General features: G+C 42.7%; 23 protein-coding genes and 1 tRNA gene. 6 read left to right on the forward strand and 18 right to left on the reverse strand.

Annotated elements, in window-relative coordinates:
* Window positions 1-24: 24 nt before the first annotated feature.
* Window positions 25-97 (reverse strand) — tRNA-Val (locus E2491_RS09065).
* A gap of 153 nt (window positions 98-250) precedes the next feature.
* On the opposite strand from E2491_RS09065, the gene E2491_RS09070 reads away from it, so the two are divergent.
* Window positions 251-478: a WYL domain-containing protein gene (locus E2491_RS09070; protein ID WP_244093924.1), complete on the forward strand. Its 228-nt coding sequence runs from the start codon at window positions 251-253 to the stop codon at window positions 476-478.
* 308 nt (window positions 479-786) lie between these two features.
* Here E2491_RS09070 and E2491_RS09075 read toward each other — a convergent pair whose 3' ends face one another.
* From E2491_RS09075 to E2491_RS09090, 4 genes are all read right to left on the reverse strand, one after another.
* Window positions 787-2,772: a TRAP transporter permease gene (locus E2491_RS09075; protein WP_134375158.1), complete on the reverse strand. Its 1,986-nt coding sequence runs from the start codon at window positions 2,770-2,772 to the stop codon at window positions 787-789.
* On the reverse strand, window positions 2,759-3,286 hold the full coding sequence (locus tag E2491_RS09080) for a DUF1850 domain-containing protein (RefSeq protein WP_134375160.1): 528 nt from the start codon (window positions 3,284-3,286) through the stop codon (window positions 2,759-2,761). Before E2491_RS09080 ends, E2491_RS09075 begins: the two co-directional genes overlap by 14 nt.
* Window positions 3,287-3,357: 71 nt before the next feature.
* Complete coding sequence (locus E2491_RS09085) at window positions 3,358-4,329, reverse strand: TAXI family TRAP transporter solute-binding subunit (RefSeq protein WP_134375162.1); 972 nt, start codon at window positions 4,327-4,329, stop codon at window positions 3,358-3,360.
* Between the two features lie 220 nt (window positions 4,330-4,549).
* Window positions 4,550-5,095, reverse strand: coding sequence for a phosphatidylglycerophosphatase A family protein (locus tag E2491_RS09090; protein WP_134375164.1), 546 nt, complete (start codon window positions 5,093-5,095; stop codon window positions 4,550-4,552).
* A gap of 115 nt (window positions 5,096-5,210) precedes the next feature.
* Here E2491_RS09090 and E2491_RS09095 point away from each other — a divergent pair, with 115 nt between their 5' ends.
* The 3 genes from E2491_RS09095 (at window position 5,211) to E2491_RS09105 (ending at window position 7,014) form a co-directional block, all read left to right on the forward strand.
* The gene (locus E2491_RS09095; RefSeq protein WP_134375166.1) at window positions 5,211-5,945 is read left to right on the forward strand and encodes an alpha/beta hydrolase; all 735 of its coding nucleotides are present in this window, start codon (window positions 5,211-5,213) and stop codon (window positions 5,943-5,945) included.
* Between the two features lie 125 nt (window positions 5,946-6,070).
* Window positions 6,071-6,589: a YjcG family protein gene (locus E2491_RS09100; protein ID WP_134375402.1), complete on the forward strand. Its 519-nt coding sequence runs from the start codon at window positions 6,071-6,073 to the stop codon at window positions 6,587-6,589.
* Window positions 6,589-7,014, forward strand: coding sequence for a GNAT family N-acetyltransferase (locus E2491_RS09105; protein ID WP_134375168.1), 426 nt, complete (start codon window positions 6,589-6,591; stop codon window positions 7,012-7,014). The genes E2491_RS09100 and E2491_RS09105 overlap by 1 nt, the downstream gene beginning before the upstream one ends.
* Window positions 7,015-7,064: 50 nt before the next feature.
* On the opposite strand, the gene E2491_RS09110 is transcribed toward E2491_RS09105, so the two are convergent.
* The 7 genes from E2491_RS09110 to E2491_RS09140 form a co-directional block, all read right to left on the reverse strand.
* Window positions 7,065-7,352, reverse strand: coding sequence for a hypothetical protein (locus E2491_RS09110; protein ID WP_134375170.1), 288 nt, complete (start codon window positions 7,350-7,352; stop codon window positions 7,065-7,067).
* Window positions 7,353-7,447: 95 nt separating this feature from the next.
* The gene (locus E2491_RS09115; protein WP_134375172.1) at window positions 7,448-7,702 is read right to left on the reverse strand and encodes a stage VI sporulation protein F; all 255 of its coding nucleotides are present in this window, start codon (window positions 7,700-7,702) and stop codon (window positions 7,448-7,450) included.
* A gap of 76 nt (window positions 7,703-7,778) precedes the next feature.
* Window positions 7,779-7,898: a YjcZ family sporulation protein gene (locus E2491_RS09120; protein WP_134375174.1), complete on the reverse strand. Its 120-nt coding sequence runs from the start codon at window positions 7,896-7,898 to the stop codon at window positions 7,779-7,781.
* Window positions 7,899-7,957: 59 nt separating this feature from the next.
* Window positions 7,958-8,317: a stage V sporulation protein AE gene (gene spoVAE / locus E2491_RS09125; protein ID WP_134375176.1), complete on the reverse strand. Its 360-nt coding sequence runs from the start codon at window positions 8,315-8,317 to the stop codon at window positions 7,958-7,960.
* On the reverse strand, window positions 8,317-9,336 hold the full coding sequence (spoVAD, locus tag E2491_RS09130; protein ID WP_134375178.1) for a stage V sporulation protein AD: 1,020 nt from the start codon (window positions 9,334-9,336) through the stop codon (window positions 8,317-8,319). Before spoVAD ends, spoVAE begins: the two co-directional genes overlap by 1 nt.
* Window positions 9,336-9,794, reverse strand: a complete 459-nt coding sequence (spoVAC, locus tag E2491_RS09135; RefSeq protein ID WP_134375180.1) for a stage V sporulation protein AC — start codon at window positions 9,792-9,794, stop codon at window positions 9,336-9,338. Before spoVAC ends, spoVAD begins: the two co-directional genes overlap by 1 nt.
* A gap of 13 nt (window positions 9,795-9,807) precedes the next feature.
* Window positions 9,808-10,236, reverse strand: a complete 429-nt coding sequence (locus tag E2491_RS09140) for a sporulation protein (protein ID WP_134375182.1) — start codon at window positions 10,234-10,236, stop codon at window positions 9,808-9,810.
* Between the two features lie 147 nt (window positions 10,237-10,383).
* Here E2491_RS09140 and E2491_RS09145 point away from each other — a divergent pair, with 147 nt between their 5' ends.
* Window positions 10,384-10,905, forward strand: a complete 522-nt coding sequence (locus E2491_RS09145) for a CotY/CotZ family spore coat protein (protein ID WP_134375184.1) — start codon at window positions 10,384-10,386, stop codon at window positions 10,903-10,905.
* Window positions 10,906-11,192: 287 nt separating this feature from the next.
* Here the strand turns inward: E2491_RS09145 and E2491_RS09150 are convergent, their stop codons facing one another.
* From E2491_RS09150 to mgtE, 3 genes are all read right to left on the reverse strand, one after another.
* Complete coding sequence (locus E2491_RS09150) at window positions 11,193-11,663, reverse strand: hypothetical protein (RefSeq protein ID WP_134375186.1); 471 nt, start codon at window positions 11,661-11,663, stop codon at window positions 11,193-11,195.
* Window positions 11,664-11,781: 118 nt separating this feature from the next.
* Window positions 11,782-12,555: an enoyl-ACP reductase FabI gene (gene fabI / locus E2491_RS09155; RefSeq protein WP_134375188.1), complete on the reverse strand. Its 774-nt coding sequence runs from the start codon at window positions 12,553-12,555 to the stop codon at window positions 11,782-11,784.
* Window positions 12,556-12,868: 313 nt separating this feature from the next.
* Complete coding sequence (gene mgtE / locus E2491_RS09160) at window positions 12,869-14,242, reverse strand: magnesium transporter (RefSeq protein ID WP_134375190.1); 1,374 nt, start codon at window positions 14,240-14,242, stop codon at window positions 12,869-12,871.
* A 137-nt stretch (window positions 14,243-14,379) separates the two neighbouring features.
* On the opposite strand from mgtE, the gene prpE reads away from it, so the two are divergent.
* Window positions 14,380-15,126 (forward strand): bis(5'-nucleosyl)-tetraphosphatase PrpE, encoded by a 747-nt coding sequence (prpE, locus tag E2491_RS09165; RefSeq protein WP_134375192.1) that lies wholly within the window; start codon window positions 14,380-14,382, stop codon window positions 15,124-15,126.
* Between the two features lie 54 nt (window positions 15,127-15,180).
* Here the strand turns inward: prpE and E2491_RS09170 are convergent, their stop codons facing one another.
* Genes E2491_RS09170 through yjbM form a run of 3 tightly spaced genes read right to left on the reverse strand, consistent with a single transcriptional unit; the run spans window position 15,181 to window position 17,559 of the window.
* Window positions 15,181-16,092 (reverse strand): RluA family pseudouridine synthase, encoded by a 912-nt coding sequence (locus tag E2491_RS09170; protein WP_134375194.1) that lies wholly within the window; start codon window positions 16,090-16,092, stop codon window positions 15,181-15,183.
* Window positions 16,085-16,879, reverse strand: a complete 795-nt coding sequence (locus E2491_RS09175) for an NAD kinase (protein WP_134375196.1) — start codon at window positions 16,877-16,879, stop codon at window positions 16,085-16,087. Before E2491_RS09175 ends, E2491_RS09170 begins: the two co-directional genes overlap by 8 nt.
* The gene (yjbM, locus tag E2491_RS09180) at window positions 16,876-17,559 is read right to left on the reverse strand and encodes a GTP diphosphokinase (protein ID WP_134375198.1); all 684 of its coding nucleotides are present in this window, start codon (window positions 17,557-17,559) and stop codon (window positions 16,876-16,878) included. The genes E2491_RS09175 and yjbM overlap by 4 nt, the downstream gene beginning before the upstream one ends.
* Window positions 17,560-17,582: the final 23 nt, after the last annotated feature.

Below are 17,582 nucleotides of genomic sequence, written 5' to 3' on the forward strand. Positions count from 1 at the left end.
TTGGAAGATGAGCGTTCAGCATTATGATTCCGACTGGTCTCGAACCAGCGACCTCCACCCTGTCAAGGTGGCGCTCTCCCAACTGAGCTACGGAATCATGATATGTAGGATTAATCGACATCTTTTATATTAATCGCAAAACAAGCTGATGTCAATGAAAAAGCAGGGTTCAAAAGCTTTTTTTCCAGAACACTTAAACCTTGAATAAAGAACGTATGTTCGTATATACTATAATCAAGGAGGGATTCCCGTGCAAACACAATTAAGAAAATGGATGGCTGACCAAACACCAGTTGAGATCATCTATCTTGACCGGACAGGAACATTCACAAGACGTAAAATTATCGTATATACCATTGCTGCAAATTCCATACGTGCCTACTGCTTCACCAGAAAATCCATCCGCACATTTCAAATCGATTGCATCCTGTCAGCCGCTCCAGCCAAACGGAAAAACCCATACCTGATCAGTTCATAATCAAACCTGCACTCTCTAAATTGCTTTTCAAATTACCTTATATTAAAACAACCATTAAAGTACCCGTAGTACGCCTGAAATATGACTTTACTCTGAGATCCTGATTCATCCTCAAACTCCTATGACGGAAAGGGTGAGGTGAAACCAGCCACGCTAAGCATAAGTCCTGACCGGCTTTTCACATCATAAGAAAAAAAGTAGTGGATTGATTTCCCTGAGGCCCGGACCGACTTATAGTTACCCGTTCTACCCCATACAATATAAAAAGCCGGGACAACACCGTCCCGGCTTCGCTCAAGATCATATCATCAGGCACTCGCCGTCTGAAGCTTATCCTTATCTTTCCGCTTCCAAACAAACTGGAGCACCAATAAACCAACAAACAACGCTGCACCAAGAATATCCGTAATTCCTTCAGGATACACAAGCATAATACCCGCAGCCAGCGCAAGAATACGCTCAATTGGGTGAACCGGTCTGTACCAGTACCCGATTACAGCCGCTCCAATAGCGGTCATACCCGCAAGTGCTGTAACTACCGAGAGTGATATCTCAAGTGCATTCGTATCGATCAACAATAACTGAGGAGACAGAACAAACATATACGGGATAATAAATGCCCCTATTGCCAACTTGGCGGCATTGATCCCGGTTCGTATCGGTTCTCCTCCCGACACCCCTGAGGCGGCAAAAGCAGCAAGTGCTACCGGAGGCGTAATGTCAGCCACAATACCAAAGTAGAATACAAACAGGTGAGCTGCGAGCGGCGGTACATCAAGCAGAATCAATGCCGGAGCAGCAATCGTTGCTGTAATAACATAGTTTGCAGTAGTAGGTGATCCCATTCCGAGAATAATCGCTGCAAACATGGTGAAGAATAACGTTAACAGCAGGATGCCGCCGGACAGATCTACAATACCATTAGCAAGCTTTAATCCAAGTCCTGTACGGGTTACAACTCCAACAATAATACCCGCACATGCAGTTGCAACCGCAACGGATAGTGCCGTTCTTGCCCCGTCAGCCAATCCATCAAAGAACTTTCTGATATTAATTCGTGTATCCTTTCGAATCATACTGACAAGAATCGTAATGACAATTGAATAAAGAGCAGCACGGATAATGGAGTTACCGTCAAGCAGCAGGAAGATAACAGCAAAAATTGGTGTTAACAGATAAATTTTCTTAAGTACAACAGACTTCTTTGGAATCTCACTGTCCGGAAGTCCGGTTAATCCAATTCTTTTAGCTTCAAAGTGTGTAATAATCCAGATCCCTGCAAAGTACAGCACTGCAGGAATCGCTGCTGCTTTCGCAATTTCCCAGTAAGTGACGCCCCCGATGAATTCAACCATCAGGAACGCTGCAGCTCCCATGATTGGTGGCATCAGCTGACCACCTGTAGATGCGGCAGCTTCTACTCCACCGGCAAACTCTTTACGATAACCGAGTCGTTTCATCATCGGAATGGTAAAGGAACCGGAAGTCACAACGTTTGCTACAGAGCTTCCACTGATTGTACCCTGCATGGCACTAGAGAAGATCGCAACCTTTGCAGGACCTCCAACGGCTTTACCGGCAAAGGCAACTGCCAGATCGTTAAAGTACTGACCGATCCCCGTTTTAACGAGGAACGCTCCAAACAACAGAAACAGGAAGATAAACGTTGCTGATACATATAACGGAGTTCCGAAAATACCTTCAGAAGAAATAAATAACGTATTTACAATGGACTCTATATCCTGACCTCTATGGCGCAGGAATCCAGGCATATAAGGTCCAAAATAGGCATAAGCGATAAAAGTCATCGCAATAATCATAATTGGAAGGCCGACAGCTCGTCTGGTCGCTTCCAGTACTAAAATAATCGCAATAAGGCCCGTCCAGAAGTCCATCGGTGAAACAGATCCAATCGTATTAACAATTCGTTCTTCATTCAACGGGTAATAGGCACCAACCCAAATAGAGGTCAGAGCTAAGAGTGCATCATACCATTTGAGCTTATTGTGACCGATCTTCTTTTTAGAAGCTGGAAATAGTAAAAATACCAGTGTCAGTGCAAATCCAAGATGAATGGACAGCAAGGTCTGACGAGGGATGGATTGTGTAATAGCGGCATAGATCTGAAAAGTTGAAAAAGCAATCAAGCCAATAAAGACAACCCAGTTTAATATTCCTTTATATTGTTTCGTTCTGGCATCCGGGTCATATTTAGCCAGTAGATCCTTTTGGTCCTGTTCACTGAACTGTTCATCATTTTTATTCTCAAGTTCAGGGTTCTTATGATCTGACATCCATCTTCACTCCTCTCAACAATTCCCATAATGTTAAGTCTTTCACTGAAATAGAAATCGCAGTCCCCGGTTCTATATAATCATCCAGAGCGTGAGCATCCTGATTATATCTGAATACATGACTGACCACGACCTGGCTTGTGTACAAATTGATTGCAGGAAGTAACCTGTTCATGTTTTCAATTCTGAATTTCCCGTCTTCCTGTACAAAGGTTTCGCCTTCATACAAAGAATTGGATGGCATCCCGATCGCCGTATCTTCAAATTCCAGCGCAGTTTGCCTGATTTGGTTGTCCTCTGTCATTTCATAATAATCAATGACTGGTGAACGATGAATAGAATGAGTGTATTCAAGCTGAAAAGCAGCATTTTCATTTGCGGGGATATAAGCCAACAATTCGTTTGTCCGCTGATGATGAAAAGCAATAACGTGTTGAAAAGGCAGGAAAAATACGGTTATTATGAATCCAGCCATAAAAATAATTAAAATCCATTTAATGTTTTTGTTTTTCATCTTCAGTACAACTCCATAAGAATGGGCAAACAGGCCCCTTCGGACCTGTTTGCCATTTTAAAGCTTATTGATTACTGTTCATCAAAGTAACGCTGGGCACCAGGGTGAACGTCAATGCCGATCCCCTCAAGTGCTGTATCAACAGTAATAAATTCACCTTTCGGGTGAGTAATTGAATCTGTATTTTCAAAAATTGCTTTTGTAATGTCATATACTACATCCTCAGAAAGCTCTGAAGAAACGGCTAGCATCGCCTGAACCGCTACTGTTGGAACTGTTTCTTCAAGTCCGTAAGTTCCTGAAGCTACTTCATCCACTGAGTAGTATGGGTATTCTTCCATCAGGGCTTCAGCCATATCTGCTTCTACCGGTACAATGACTACGTCTACCTGAGCCGCAAGTCCCTCAACGGCACCTGTTGGCGTTCCACCTGTGATAAAGGCGGCGTCAATTGAGCCGTCCTGGATACCTGTAGTTGAATCATCGAATGACAGGTTTTGTACATCCATGTCTTCAAAAGACATTCCGTGTACTTCAAGGATCTGCTCAGCATTCAGACGCGTTCCTGATCCTGATTCACCAACTGAAACTGTTTTGCCTGCTAAATCTTCAACAGACTCAATTCCTGAATCAGCCGTCGTTACGATTTGAATTGTTTCAGGGTATAGCGTTGCAAGTCCCTGAATTGTTTCAATCGGCCCGTCAAACATCTGCGTTCCTTCAACAGCGTATGAAGCAATATCCGTTTGTACAAATGCGATCTCAGCATCTCCATCGTTAATCAGAACCATATTTTCAGCGGATGCATTAGATGTATTTGCTGTCGTATCAATACCTGTTTCATCCTGAATTAACTGTGCAAAAGTACCACCAAGCGGATAATAAGTACCACCTGTACCGCCCGTTGCAATGTTTAGGAAATCAGGTGTCTCGGAACCGCCACCTTCTCCTCCGCCACTGCTTTCTTCGCCGCCGCAAGCAGCAAGAATCATCGATGCAGCAAGAATCGGTGCCACGGTACCAAAAATCTTTTTCTTGTTCATTTTTGTTTCCCCCTCTTATAAATTTACATAACTACGTATACCATTTTATCATGCAATGTTACATTTATGTCAAACATCATGTGACAGGAACAAAAATACAAATGCGTTTAATCCTTGATATAATAAGGATTAAACGCATTCATTTTTTTCGTGTTGTATCCTTCATTTATATTTCATTTACAATACACCCTGCAGAACTTTGCATAGATTTTGTATGAAATCATTCGTCTTCAATAATTCTTCTTTCATTTTCAGGGAGATTTTCTTCAATGTCTCTTAACTTGTGGGCAAGTCTTGAAGAAGCATTGGCGGCAATGGCTGCAACCATATCGTCCAGAAAAGTATGCACACCGCCACCTCTTTTAGTATCAAGCTTCTGAATGATGCCGATCTTGTTCTTATCAAGATGACCAAATGTTGTCACAGCAATACTGCCGTAACCGAGTGATGCTCCCAGTGCAATGGTCTCATCTACGCCAAATAGCCCTTCGTCTGATTCAACGATTGATTGCAGCGGTTCAGAAAGCTTTTTCTGTTCGGCAAGCCGGTCAAGCTCAATGGCTACGAGGATTGCGTGCTGCATCTCTCTTTTTAACAGTACCTTTTCAACGCTGTCGACACATTCATCCATTGTCAGTTTTCCGTTATAAGGTGATTGCATTTCGTACACAATATCAGCAATGTCCTGAATACTGACTCCACGCTCGATCAGCGATTCGTGAGCGGCTTTTGTAACCTCATGTGAATGAACACGATTTTGATTCATCAATGATTACCCCTTTTCTATTTATATCGGTTTAAAAAGCGTCCTCTCTAGCATGATATGATACAATCTATCTGTAAACGCTTCAAATTTTTTTGTCGAAACAGGAGGACTCGTTATGGCGAATACAGGCACAGTGAATGAACATACAATCTACAGTGAGGCCTTGCAGGAAGAGATCTCATTTCTTGTTTATCTACCCTCAAATTACTCTCCTTTATATAAGTATACCGTTGTGGTGGCACAAGATGGGAAAGATTATTTTCAACTTGGAAGGGTTCCACGTCTTCTGGACCGCCTTCAGTCTGAAGAAAAAATCGAAAACATGATCTTTGTTGGCGTTCCTTATCAAAATGTAAAAGACCGTTATGAAAAATATCATCCGGAAGGTGCTCAGCATGAAGCATATATCCGGTTTCTTGCAAGAGAGCTGACTCCATACATTGATGAGCATTTTCCAACGTATCAAATGGGACTTGGCAGAGCTTTAATAGGAGATTCTCTGGCAGGAACCGTTTCATTTATGACGGCATTAAAATATCCAAATACATTTGGCCGGGTCGTTATGCAATCTCCACTTGTGAATGAGCAGGTTCTGGAAGCAGCTTCAGGCTTCAAAGATAAGCATCTGATTAATTTCTACCATATTATCGGCAATCAGGAAACTTCCGTTAAAACAACCCGGGGTTCCGAAGAAGATTTCCTTACTCCAAACCGTCAATTGCACGAGCTCATGACTGAAAGTGGCTACACTGTTTTTTATGATGAATTCGATGGCGGTCATACATGGAAATACTGGCAACCCGACCTTGAGAGAGTGATGGACATCATGTTCAAAAAAACGAATTATTAAAGGCATATTTATTCACGGGATATTGATTTCATTCATCACTGACTTCATTTAAACAGCGTACGTGTTGATTTTTTTGCTATAATAAAACTGATTATGACAGAACTGACCAAGGAGGCTGAAACATGATGAAATTCGGAATTGCTGTATTCCCTTCAAAAAAATTACAGGACCTTGCTAATTCTTATAGAAAGCGATATGACCCGCATTACTCGCTCATTCCGCCTCATCTTACACTGAAAAACCCATTTGAGGCATCAGAGGAAGAAATTAATGAAATGGCAAAAAAACTTTCCGAAACGGCTAAAAAAACTCGTCCATTTACACTCAGAGCCTATAAAATCAGTTCTTTCCAGCCTGTTAATAACGTGATTTACTTTAAAGTCGACGCTACACCAGAATTATTGCAGCTTCATGAAGAGCTTCATACTGAAGATCTTGGCGGCAAACCTGAGTATGCGTTTGTTCCACACATCACGATCGCACAAAAGCTTTCAAATGATGAACATTCAGATGTATATGGCTCTCTACGGATGGCTGGTGTGGATCACGAAGAAACAGTGGACCGTTTTCATTTGTTATACCAGCTTGAAAATGGATCATGGACCGTGTATGAAACCTACCGCCTGGGTGGTGCTGAATCCTGATGATCGTAAAGGTAGCTGAAACAGAACAGGAAAAACAGCATGCATTTGCTGTCAGAAAGAAAGTATTTGTTGAAGAACAGCGGGTTCCTGAAGAAGAGGAACTCGATCAATTCGATGAAACCGCAACTCATTTTGTCCTGTATGATAAAAACCTCCCTGCTGGTGCAGGAAGGTTCAGGGTAAAGGATGGAAAAGGTAAAATAGAGCGCGTCTGTGTCTTATCAGAATACCGTGGCAAGAATGCAGGTGTAATGGTGATGGATGCCATGGAGCTCTTTGCCAGAGAACAGTCCGTCCTTTCACTCATTCTGAATGCCCAGACGCACGCATTAGGATTCTATGAAAAACTCGGATACTCCGTTACTTCTGAAGAATTTCTGGATGCCGGAATTCCTCATGTCACAATGGAAAAGATCCTTTCATAGTTTCTTACACATCCAAAAGCCCTTCGCGGATATGCAAAGGGCTTTTCATATTAGATGGATTCATTAAAATGCTGGCCTTTTCCTGTGTACTTCGGGATTAAGTGAGGTGGAATTGGTGCAGAATGGTATAGTGGCAGTTCTTTTTTTATCGTTACTTCATCTGTCTGATCAGTCCGGTTCATCTGCCTTTCAAGCTGATCTTCAAAATCCCTGTTTGATCTTCTGTAAGGCTGTACACGGTACACAGGCGTTAATTGATAAGGATCGTAATCCTTCATCGTTACTCTTTCAGCATATTGCTGATACTGATAGTTGTTAACCGGTGCGATATAACCCATCCTTCTCACCCCCTGTTTGCTCATATTATTACCGCTTGAAAGCCTTCTCAAACGTGATAAAACATATTACGTAAACAGGTCGTTTTTTATGGGGGTTATTTTTTATTTATCATGTTTGACAATGTATTAAAGTCAATTGATTTCCCTTTTGCGGTAATGGTCTGCACAATTTTATCTTCCATATCTTTAGCGACCGGTTTGTTTGCCGCTTCCGATACCTGCCGGATAAGTTTCCTGACAGTTTTTTCATCACGAAAATCAGCGTTTTGAAACGCATTCGCCAGCGCAAACATCTTTTCCATGCTGACACCAGTTTTACTCTCCATTTTTTTAAAGAAAGCATCGTTCATCAAGATTCCTCCTTTTATGTTCTCTGATAATCAAAGGATGAAAAGGCGGCATCATAGTAGATTCCGCCTTACTCTTTTAAACGAAGCTTGCACCAACAATAATCAGCAGAATAAACAGAACCACAATCAGGATAAAAGTTGAATAACCCCCACCGTAGCCATATCCACAGCCGCCATAGCCATATCCGTAGCCCATCTCCTCACCTCCCTGCTATCTACATCATATGTAGAAGACAAAAAGAAGAGTGGGCACTATTAATTGGTTTTTGGTTTAAAAATCAGTGCTCCAATAAAACCAAAGATAATCGCAGCAGATATCCCCGAGCTTGTAACTTCAAACATACCGGTCATTACACCAATAACGCCGTGCTTTTCAGCCTCAGCCATTGCCCCGTGCAGCAAGGCATTTCCAAACGAAGTGATTGGCACAGTTGCTCCCGCTCCCGCAAAATCAATTAATGGTTCATAAAGATCAAACGCCTCCAGTAAAGCACCCGCAACGACTAATGTACTCAGGGTATGAGCAGGCGTCAATTTAAATGCATCCATCATGATCTGTCCAATTACACAAATCAATCCCCCCACAATAAACGCCCAGAAAAACATCATCCACATCAGACCACTCCTCCCTTATGACTCGTAATCGCAACGGCATGGGCGATACAGGGTATCGTTTCTTTTTGCTGAAAACTGAGTGGGGATAATAGAGCGCCAGTTGCAACTGATAATATTCTTTTCATGTTACCGGCTTTCAGTTCATCCAGAAAGTAACCGTAGATCATCAGCGCTGAACACGCAGGTCCACTTGCACCGGCAAGTACTTCAGGACGATTTCCGTAAATCATTTTTCCACAATCAAGGAATTTTTCATCCGGTATACTGACCCCCCGTTCAGATAATATATCTTTTGTGATACTGTGACCGATCTCTGCAAGGTCACCCGTCACGATAAAATCATAATCGTCAACCGTATCACCAGAGTGAATAAAGTGTCTTTCAATCACATCTGCCGCGGCAAGCGACATCGCTGCTCCCATATTAAATGGGTCCGATACGTTAATATCCCTGACCCGGCCGATTGTTGCTTTTTCAATATAGGCTTGTGCCAGTGGATCTGTGCTTTTTCCAACGAGTACGACACCGGCACCTGTAACAGTCCATTGTGCTGTAGGAGGTTTCTGACCGCCATATTCAGTCGGATAACGAAACTGTTTTTCAACGGCAGCATTATGACTCGATGCGCCTGTCAGGACTTTTTCGCAATAGCCTCCATCAATTAATGCAGCAGAAAGCGCTAATCCCTGCATGGAGGTTGCACATGCACTGAATAGACCAAGGTACGGAATATCAAACTGTCTTGCTGCAAATCCTGATGGCGTCAGCTGATTAATTAAGTCTCCCATTAATAGAGCATCTACTTCTGATTCAGTGACCTGCCCTTTTTCGAGTGAGTTTGTGATCGATTTTTCAATCAGACTTCTTTGTGCCTTCTCAAAGCTTTTCTCCTCGTTATACAAATCGTCCGAAAAAAAATCAAAATGCTTGGCAAAAGGACTCTCTTTTTCAAATGGCCCTCCTGAAATGCCGGCCGATAAGATAGCGGGTTTTGATTCGAATATCCACGTTTTTGTCATCACAGAACCCCCCATTGTATGAGAAGCGTTTTAATGAGCGCGAGAAAAAAAGCGGATACGACACCATATACAATGACTGATCCTGCAAGCTTAAAAATATTCCCCCCAACACCGAGCACCAGCCCTTCACTACGATGCTCAATGGCTGCACTCACTACAGCATTGCCAAATCCTGTAACCGGAACAGCACTACCCGCTCCTGCAAATTGACCTAATTTGTTATATAACCCGAAGCCGGTCAGAAGCATGGATAAAAAGACCATAATTGAAACTGTTGGATTCCCTGCTGTCTGTTCAGTAAAAGGGAAATAAATAATCAGCAGTACCGTGACAAGCTGACCGATTGTACAAATAATGCCTCCAACAACAAATGCTTTTATGCAGTTTTTAACGAGAGGTCTCTTTTTATCATGCCGCGATGTTTCAGCCTGGAACAGCGGTTCTTTTTGTTGACTCATCTTATGCAGCTCCCTATGTCAGCTCATTCTTTAATGAAATGATTTTCTTCATTTCACTTAAAGCCTCTTTTTCAGATATGTTTTTTTGTGATAACTTTTCAAAAAGCTGAAACGATTCAAGGAAAATCTTATAATCACTCGACAACGTAATTTCCTGATCCGGATATTGATCCTTAAGCCACGCCTCAAGATCTTTTTCAATTCCTTTCATATCAAAACGGTATAAATGCTTCACCTTATAGCTGATCAGCAGTGAAGAATCTGCCGCAATCACAACTGTGTCATATAATTCCTTCGTATCCTCCAGCCGTTCAGCAATCTGAGTAATGGTTTCCTCCTGTGAAGTATGGATCACTGCATGAGAGGCTCCTTTTTCTTCAAACAAAACGCAGCCGGATAAAATCGAACTGATTAATATGACAACTATTAATCCTTTTTTCATACCATCGCCTCTTTATCATTTATATAGCAGTAGTCTGCTTCACTTTTTAAGTTTTCATGCCCAATTTTTAAAATAACGGCGAATGACCACTCCATGTGATTCCAAATTGAATACCGTATAGAGAATCCAATAAAAGGAGGAGAAAAAATGGGTTGCTGTGGTAAGAATAATGATGTAGCTGGAGATCGCTTTGACCGCAATTGCGTTTGTGAGGTTGTACGCGCGATTAAAGATATCCAGGATAACGCAGTTGATGTGGATTGCCAGCCTTGTTTAACAAACTGTTTTCTTGAGCCGCTGGGTGATCTTGTTGCACCTTCAAGACGCCGCCGTGCGGATACACGCGTATTCGTACTAAAAACAAAGGATGGTTCACCATTCCATGCTTTTTATAGAGACGGTGACAAGTACGACCATGACTGTATTTCTGTCTTTTTCCGAGTGGAGAGCATTTTTGATGGCTGCTGTGCCACGTTGAGAGTGCTTGAGCCGAAGGATAAGGAAGGAAAAGAAGTGGACCTTCTGAATGAATGCGGCACGAAAATTAAGCTGGGCAAGTTATGTAAGGTATACGATTTTGAATCAACTGACAGCTGTATTACGGTTGATTTGAGCTGCTTCTGCGCTGTGCAGTGTATCAAGGACGTTTATCTCGGTATTTGCGACTAACGAAGGGAACTCCCTGATCTTTCTAAAAAAACCGGAATCCTTATTGGATTTCGGTTTCTTCAATTTTGTTGATATGTAAACCGGGCCGGATTCCCCCTTCGCTTTCCACGGCCGGGCGGTGAACCCCTTGTGCTTCGCACAATGGGTTCACCTGTCCCTTCACTGCCGTAGGAGTCTTCGGGGAAATCCGGCCCTCTGAATATTAGTTACCTTTCAAAATTAAACGTCATGACAACTAAGACAAAAACGCAACAAAAGGTTTTTTATAAAAAAAGTATCACAGCTGATTATTGAATCATGATAGCTTGAAGATCCTTCTTTTTGTATTCAGTGATATCTCCCGAGAGTGTTTTAATTTCGAATAGTTCTCCTTTTATTGAATGAAGATAACCGTTCACTGGTTCTCCTTCGTTAAAAGTAAATATACAACTGTAAGGTGCTCTTCTTCCTGCGAAGGAATGAAGGTAATCCATTTTTTCTGTCAATGTCATTTTGCGGAACGGTTTTAATTCTGTAAAAAAAGGCAGTGCTTTTTGCTTTGTTTCTTTCTTTTCAGCAATGGGCTCTTCTACCGGTTTTTTATGTTCGGTTTCTTTTTCTACAAATTCAAGCGGAGGTAATGGGACCTTCTTTTTAGGTACGGGTTTTTGCACATCGGCTGATGACTGATAAACATGCTGCATAACCGGTTTCACTGACTTGAAATCAGGCTGATTCACATACAGCAACGGTTTTCCTGACTGACTCTTTTGATCCATCAAGATCCCTCCTTGTATGGTAAACGATATGCAGGTTTTCGGAAATCTATTCAGCCCTTCAATTACCAGCCCTTTTTTCAAAAAAAGCCGCCTGACACAATGGTCAGACAGCTTTTGATTAACCTACAATATGATAGCCCGAGTCCACATGAAGATTTTCTCCTGTTAATCCTCTTGAGTAATCGCTGAACAAAAATGCAGCGGTATCCCCAACTTCTTCCGGAGTCGTATTTCTTCTAAGAGGCGCTTTTTCTTCAATTTCTTTCAGAATTGAATTAAAATCGCTGATTCCTTTTGCAGAAAGTGTACGGATCGGGCCGGCTGAAATCGAGTTAACCCGGATCTGGTCTTTACCAAGATCCCCAGCCAGATAACGGACACTTGCTTCAAGAGAGGCTTTGGCGACACCCATTACATTGTAATTGGGAAGGATGCGCTCTCCGCCAAGGTAAGTTAGCGTGACAATACTTCCACCTTCAGTCATTAAAGGGCGTGCCTCTTTTGCAACAGCTGTCAGTGAATATGAGCTGATGTTGTGAGCAAGTAAGAAGTTATCACGGTTTGTACTTAAGTATTCACCCTGAAGGTCCTCTTTTTCAGCGAAAGCAATACAGTGAGCGAATCCGTGGATCACGCCTGCTTTTTCTTTAATAATGTTAAAGCATTCTTTGATTTCTTCATCATTTGTGATGTCACAAGGAAGAATCAGCTCGTGATTTCCTTCAAGTGTGCTGACGAGATCACGGACAGGTTTCTCAAATCTTTCCCCTGCATATGTAAAAATCAGATTGGCTCCTGCCTGATCAAGTGACTTAGCGATTCCCCATGCGATGCTGCGCTTATTTGCCACACCCATGACGACGATGGTTTTTCCTTTTAACGATAAGCTCATTGTTGGCCTCCTGTTTTAGAACAAGTTATTAGTACCTGATACTAATTTAGCATATTCATGATGATTTTATCAATGATATGTATTTATTTTTATAAAATCGGTGGCTGGGACATCCTGCGCTTTCCGTGGCCGGGCGGTGAACCCCTTGTGCTTCGCACAATGGTTTCACCTGTCCCTTTCCGCCACAGGAGTCTCCGGATGTCCCAGCCCCCTTTATGATAATGAAGTAAAATTCATTTTTATCAAAAACCGGACCACCCACACCCTTCTCTGCTGCAGGAGTCTACGGGTGTGGGTGGTCCTTTTTAACATACTATAAATAACTCATAAACGAAGTTGCGATTCCGAAATAAATAAGAATACTGATAATATCGTTAATTGTTGTGATAAATGGGCCGGATGCAACGGCAGGGTCGATGTTGAAGCGGTGCATGACGAGTGGGACGAGCGATCCCGCAAGTGTTGCTACGATCAGTGAGGCGAAAATGGATATGCCGACCAGGACCCCTAGGAAGAATGAATCCTGCCAGACGTAGACGATGCCGATTACGATGACACCACATATGCTGCCTGTAATAAAGCCAGTTCCAGCTTCTCTTAAAATCAACTTCATTTTACTTTCGTCTTTGATATCACCGGTTGCGATGCTTCTGACTGCAACGGCGAGTGCCTGAGTGCCTGTATTTCCTGCCATTCCGGCAATAAGTGGGATAAATACCGCAAGAATCGCCACCTGTTCAAGGGTGTCTTCAAAGCGGCCAATAAGATTAGCCGTCATCATTCCTAAAAATAATAAGGCAATCAGCCAAGGCAGACGTTTTCTCGCTGCACGAAACGGCGTACGGTCCCGGGAGTCCATATCTGATATCCCGGCAAGCTTGGAGTAGTCATCTGAAGCCTCTTCTTCAAGAACGTCGATAATATCATCAACTGTGATAATCCCCAATAGATGATTTTGAAAATCCACTACAGGAAGTGCAAGAAAGTCATAATCCTTCATGGTACGGGCAACATCTTCCTGGTCATCTCCGACCGATACCGACACAACACGCTCTGACATAATATCTTTAATGAGTACATCTTCATCAGACGTGATCAGGTCTCTCAGGGATACAACACCTACAAGTTTTCTATCTTCATTTATGACAAATGTATAATAGATCGTCTCGGCGCCAGGCGCTTTGTTTCTTAAGATTGCCATGGCAGATCTAACAGTAGAATGCTCAGGAATCGAGACAAACTCTGTCGTCATAATAGAACCGGCTGTATATTCCTCATAATGCAGAAGATTTTTGATTTCCTCTGCCGATTCTTTATCCATGATCGTTAAGTAGCTTGCTACCTGGTCTTTATCGAGTTCATTCAGCACATCAACCGCGTCATCTGTGTACATGTGAGAAAGCAGATCAGCAGCATATTGAGGATTCATCTCTGCAAAAAGCGGCTCATAGTCTTCATCATCTGCATCAATGTTTTCCATTATTTCTCCCATTTCTTCGGGAGACAGATACTCGTATATTTTCACACGTTGTGAAGGTTCCAGGCGGAAATAAAATTGTGCACGATCATAAGGGTGCAGATCAAAATATTCTTCCCTGAACGTATCAAAATCATTTTGTTCCAGTAAATTTATCAGCAATACTTCATCAAATACTTTTTGTTCATTATCCATTTGCTGTTCAGCCATTTTATCTACACTCCTTTCCATCCAAACATAATCATAGCAGGAGTTTGCTTATTTTTCACCGCATATGGTGGTAAACTGATTGAAAAGTGTCTAATTGCCTGATTCAGAAGGAAAGAATTGAAACTGGAGGCTTTGATATGAAAATAGATATTATTGGTGACATCCACGGATGCCGGGAAGAATGGATTCAGCTAACAAAGGAACTCGGTTACGACTGGTCTGGCGGTCTCCCTGTTCACCCGGATGACAGAAAGCTTGCCTTTGTGGGAGACCTGACTGACAGGGGGCCTGACTCACTCGGTGTCATCCGGGATGTATACGGTATCGTTGAACACCATGGTGGTTATTACGTTCCAGGAAATCACTGCAATAAGCTCTACCGTTATTTCTCAGGAAATAATGTAAAAATCGTACACGGTTTAGAAACGACTGTGGAGGAATTAAACAGACTGAACCCTGATGAATACGGTGATATTAAGAACCAATTCATGACTTTATACGAAAAGGCCCCTCTTTACCATATGCTTGATCAGAAAAAGCTGGTCATAGCGCATGCAGGGATCAGAGAGCACGATATCGGTCAGACGAATAAACGCATTGCAACCTTTGTGTTATATGGAGACATTACAGGGGAGAAAAACGAAAAAGGTATGCCGGTCAGACGTGATTGGGCTAAGCATTATAAAGGTGACCCGTTTGTCGTATATGGGCATACTCCTGTTCATGCTCCACGCTTTAAACACAACACAGTCAATATCGATACAGGCTGTGTTTTTGGTAACAAACTCACTGCCCTGAGGTATCCGGAAATGGACGTTGTCTCAGTTCCTTCTTCAAGGCCTTATGTTCCTGAAAAGTTCAGGGATGAAGAGTTTGAAGCATGAGCCAGCCAACTGCAGCAGGAAAATGAAAACAGTCCTGATTGAAGAATTGAAACTTCAATCAGGACTGTTTATGATGTCTGTTAACATTTGCTGCATATCAAAAGGTACAGGCACAAAAATTTGATGGTCCTCTCCTGTTACCGGATGAACAAAAGCAACAGATCGGCAATGAAGCGCCTGTCTTGAAATTATTTCTCTGCTTCCCCCATACAAATCGTCCCCTGCCAGTGGGTATCCAAGGTACGAAAAATGAACACGAATTTGATGGGTCCTTCCCGTTTCAAGCCTGATAAACAGGTGACTGAACCCCCGTCTGCTCTTCTGAACTTCGTAATGAGTGACCGCCCGTTTTCCGGAACTGCTTACCTCACGCTCAATGATGCTGCTGTTTTTTCTCGCAATCGGCAAATCAATGGTTCCGGACATTTGAGTGATCTCACCTTCTGCAATCGCTTCATACGTTCTATTAATTTCCTTTTGCTTCTGCATCTCACTCAAAAGATGATGTATATGCGAATGCTTGGCGATAAGCATAGCTCCTGACGTATCACGATCCAGCCTCGTAACAATGTGAATGCCGGAATAAATACCTTTTTTCAGATAGTATCCGGCAAGCAGATTGGCAACCGATCCTGACGGATGCTCTCTTGAAGGAATCGTATTCATGACAGGCGGTTTATTGACCACCAGAACATAGTCATCCTCATATACAATATCCAGCGTGGCCTCTTCCGGCTTGAGCTGTTCACTAATCTGCTCTACCGGAAACCAGATTTTCACATGGTCATCCTGCTTTAGTACATAACGGACCGTTACTTCATTTTGATTGACTGTAATCAGGCCGCCATCAAATTTGATAGAGGTGAGTGCTCTTTTTGAAACGCCTTTTATTGCCAGAAAATCTCTCAGCAGAAGTTGATCCTCCTGCTGTTGAACCGTCCATTCGAGCGAAAACTGCTTATCCATCGATAAACGAATCGTGCACCCGCTTCCAGAATGGAAACGGACGGAACCTTGCAAATCTGATTTTTTCGTCGGCAACGCGGTACTGAATCGATTTCACATCTTTATGTACCAGGGTAAGATGATCAATGGTAATCATAAAATCGGAACGGTTTACAGGCTTCAGCATACACGTATGATGGGCCGGCATAATGAGAGGGGATCCAACGGTTCTGAACACCCTGTTATTAATTGAAGCCATCTCTGCAAGCTGAATGGAAGGTAAAGAAGGGTGAATAATCGCCCCGCCGAGCGCTTTATTGTAGGCTGTTGAACCGGAAGGAGTAGAAAGACACAAACCGTCGCCGCGAAACACCTCAAAATGCTGGCCGCGAATTTCAACATCCATTACAAGTGTTCCATCCACACTTTTAACGGTTGACTCATTTAAAGCCAGATAGCGCGTTTCACGTCCACCGCTCTTATAACGGATAATCGCTTCCAAAAGCGGATATTCGATAATCTGATATGGCGTTTTGGCGATCGCAATCACGAGCTTTTCAATCTCATCAGGGACCCAGTCTGCATAAAATCCGAGATGCCCCGTATGAACCCCTACAAAGGCTGTTTTGGAAAGTCGGGAACTGTAACGGTGAAAAGCATACAAAAGGGTTCCGTCTCCACCGACAGAAATGACAATCTCAGGTTCATTTTCATCATATTCGAGGTTAAAATCTTTTAAATATGTCCTCATTTTATGCATCAGGGCATTCGATTTGGCATCCCCTTTTGATGTAATGGCAAATTTCATATATAGCGCCCCCCTTCTCTCCAGCGATTCTGATCATGTTTTCGAATGGCTTTTTCATTACTGTCGTCCTTCTTTTTCTGAAAGAACGCCTGAGCTTCCTGAATTTCCTCTCTGATCTCAGACATTTCCTCATCAAGGCGGAAAGCGGCTTCCGCTGCGCGCTGAAGACGGTTCTGAATATCTTCCGGGAATTGTCCCTGATACTTATAATTCAGTGAGTGTTCAATCGTTGCCCAGAAATTCATCGCAAGCGTTCTGATCTGTATCTCTGCCAGGATTTTTTTTTCTCCAGTTATCGTCTGTACAGGGTACTCGATTACCACATGATAGGATCTGTAACCGCTGATTTTCTTATTGGAAATATAATCTTTTTCCTCCACAATTACAAAGTCTTTTCTGAGTCTCAGAAGCGCCACAACACGCTCAATGTCATCGACAAACTGGCACATCATTCTGACCCCGGCGATATCCTGCATTTCCTCCGCGATCCGGTCCATTCGGATATTCTTTTCACGGGCTTTATCTTTTATACTCGCTACAGGCTTCACTCTTCCGGTCACAAACTCTATAGGAGAATGAGTTTGCTCCAGCTGGAACTGATTTCTCATCCCTTTTAATTTGATCTTCAGCTCGTCAACGGCCTGCTTATACGGTTCTAAAAAAGCCTCCCAGTTCTTCATCCGCATCACCTCTTCAGTTTGTA

This window comes from Jeotgalibacillus sp. R-1-5s-1 (assembly GCF_004405105.1).
Classification (GTDB): domain Bacteria; phylum Bacillota; class Bacilli; order Bacillales; family Jeotgalibacillaceae; genus Jeotgalibacillus.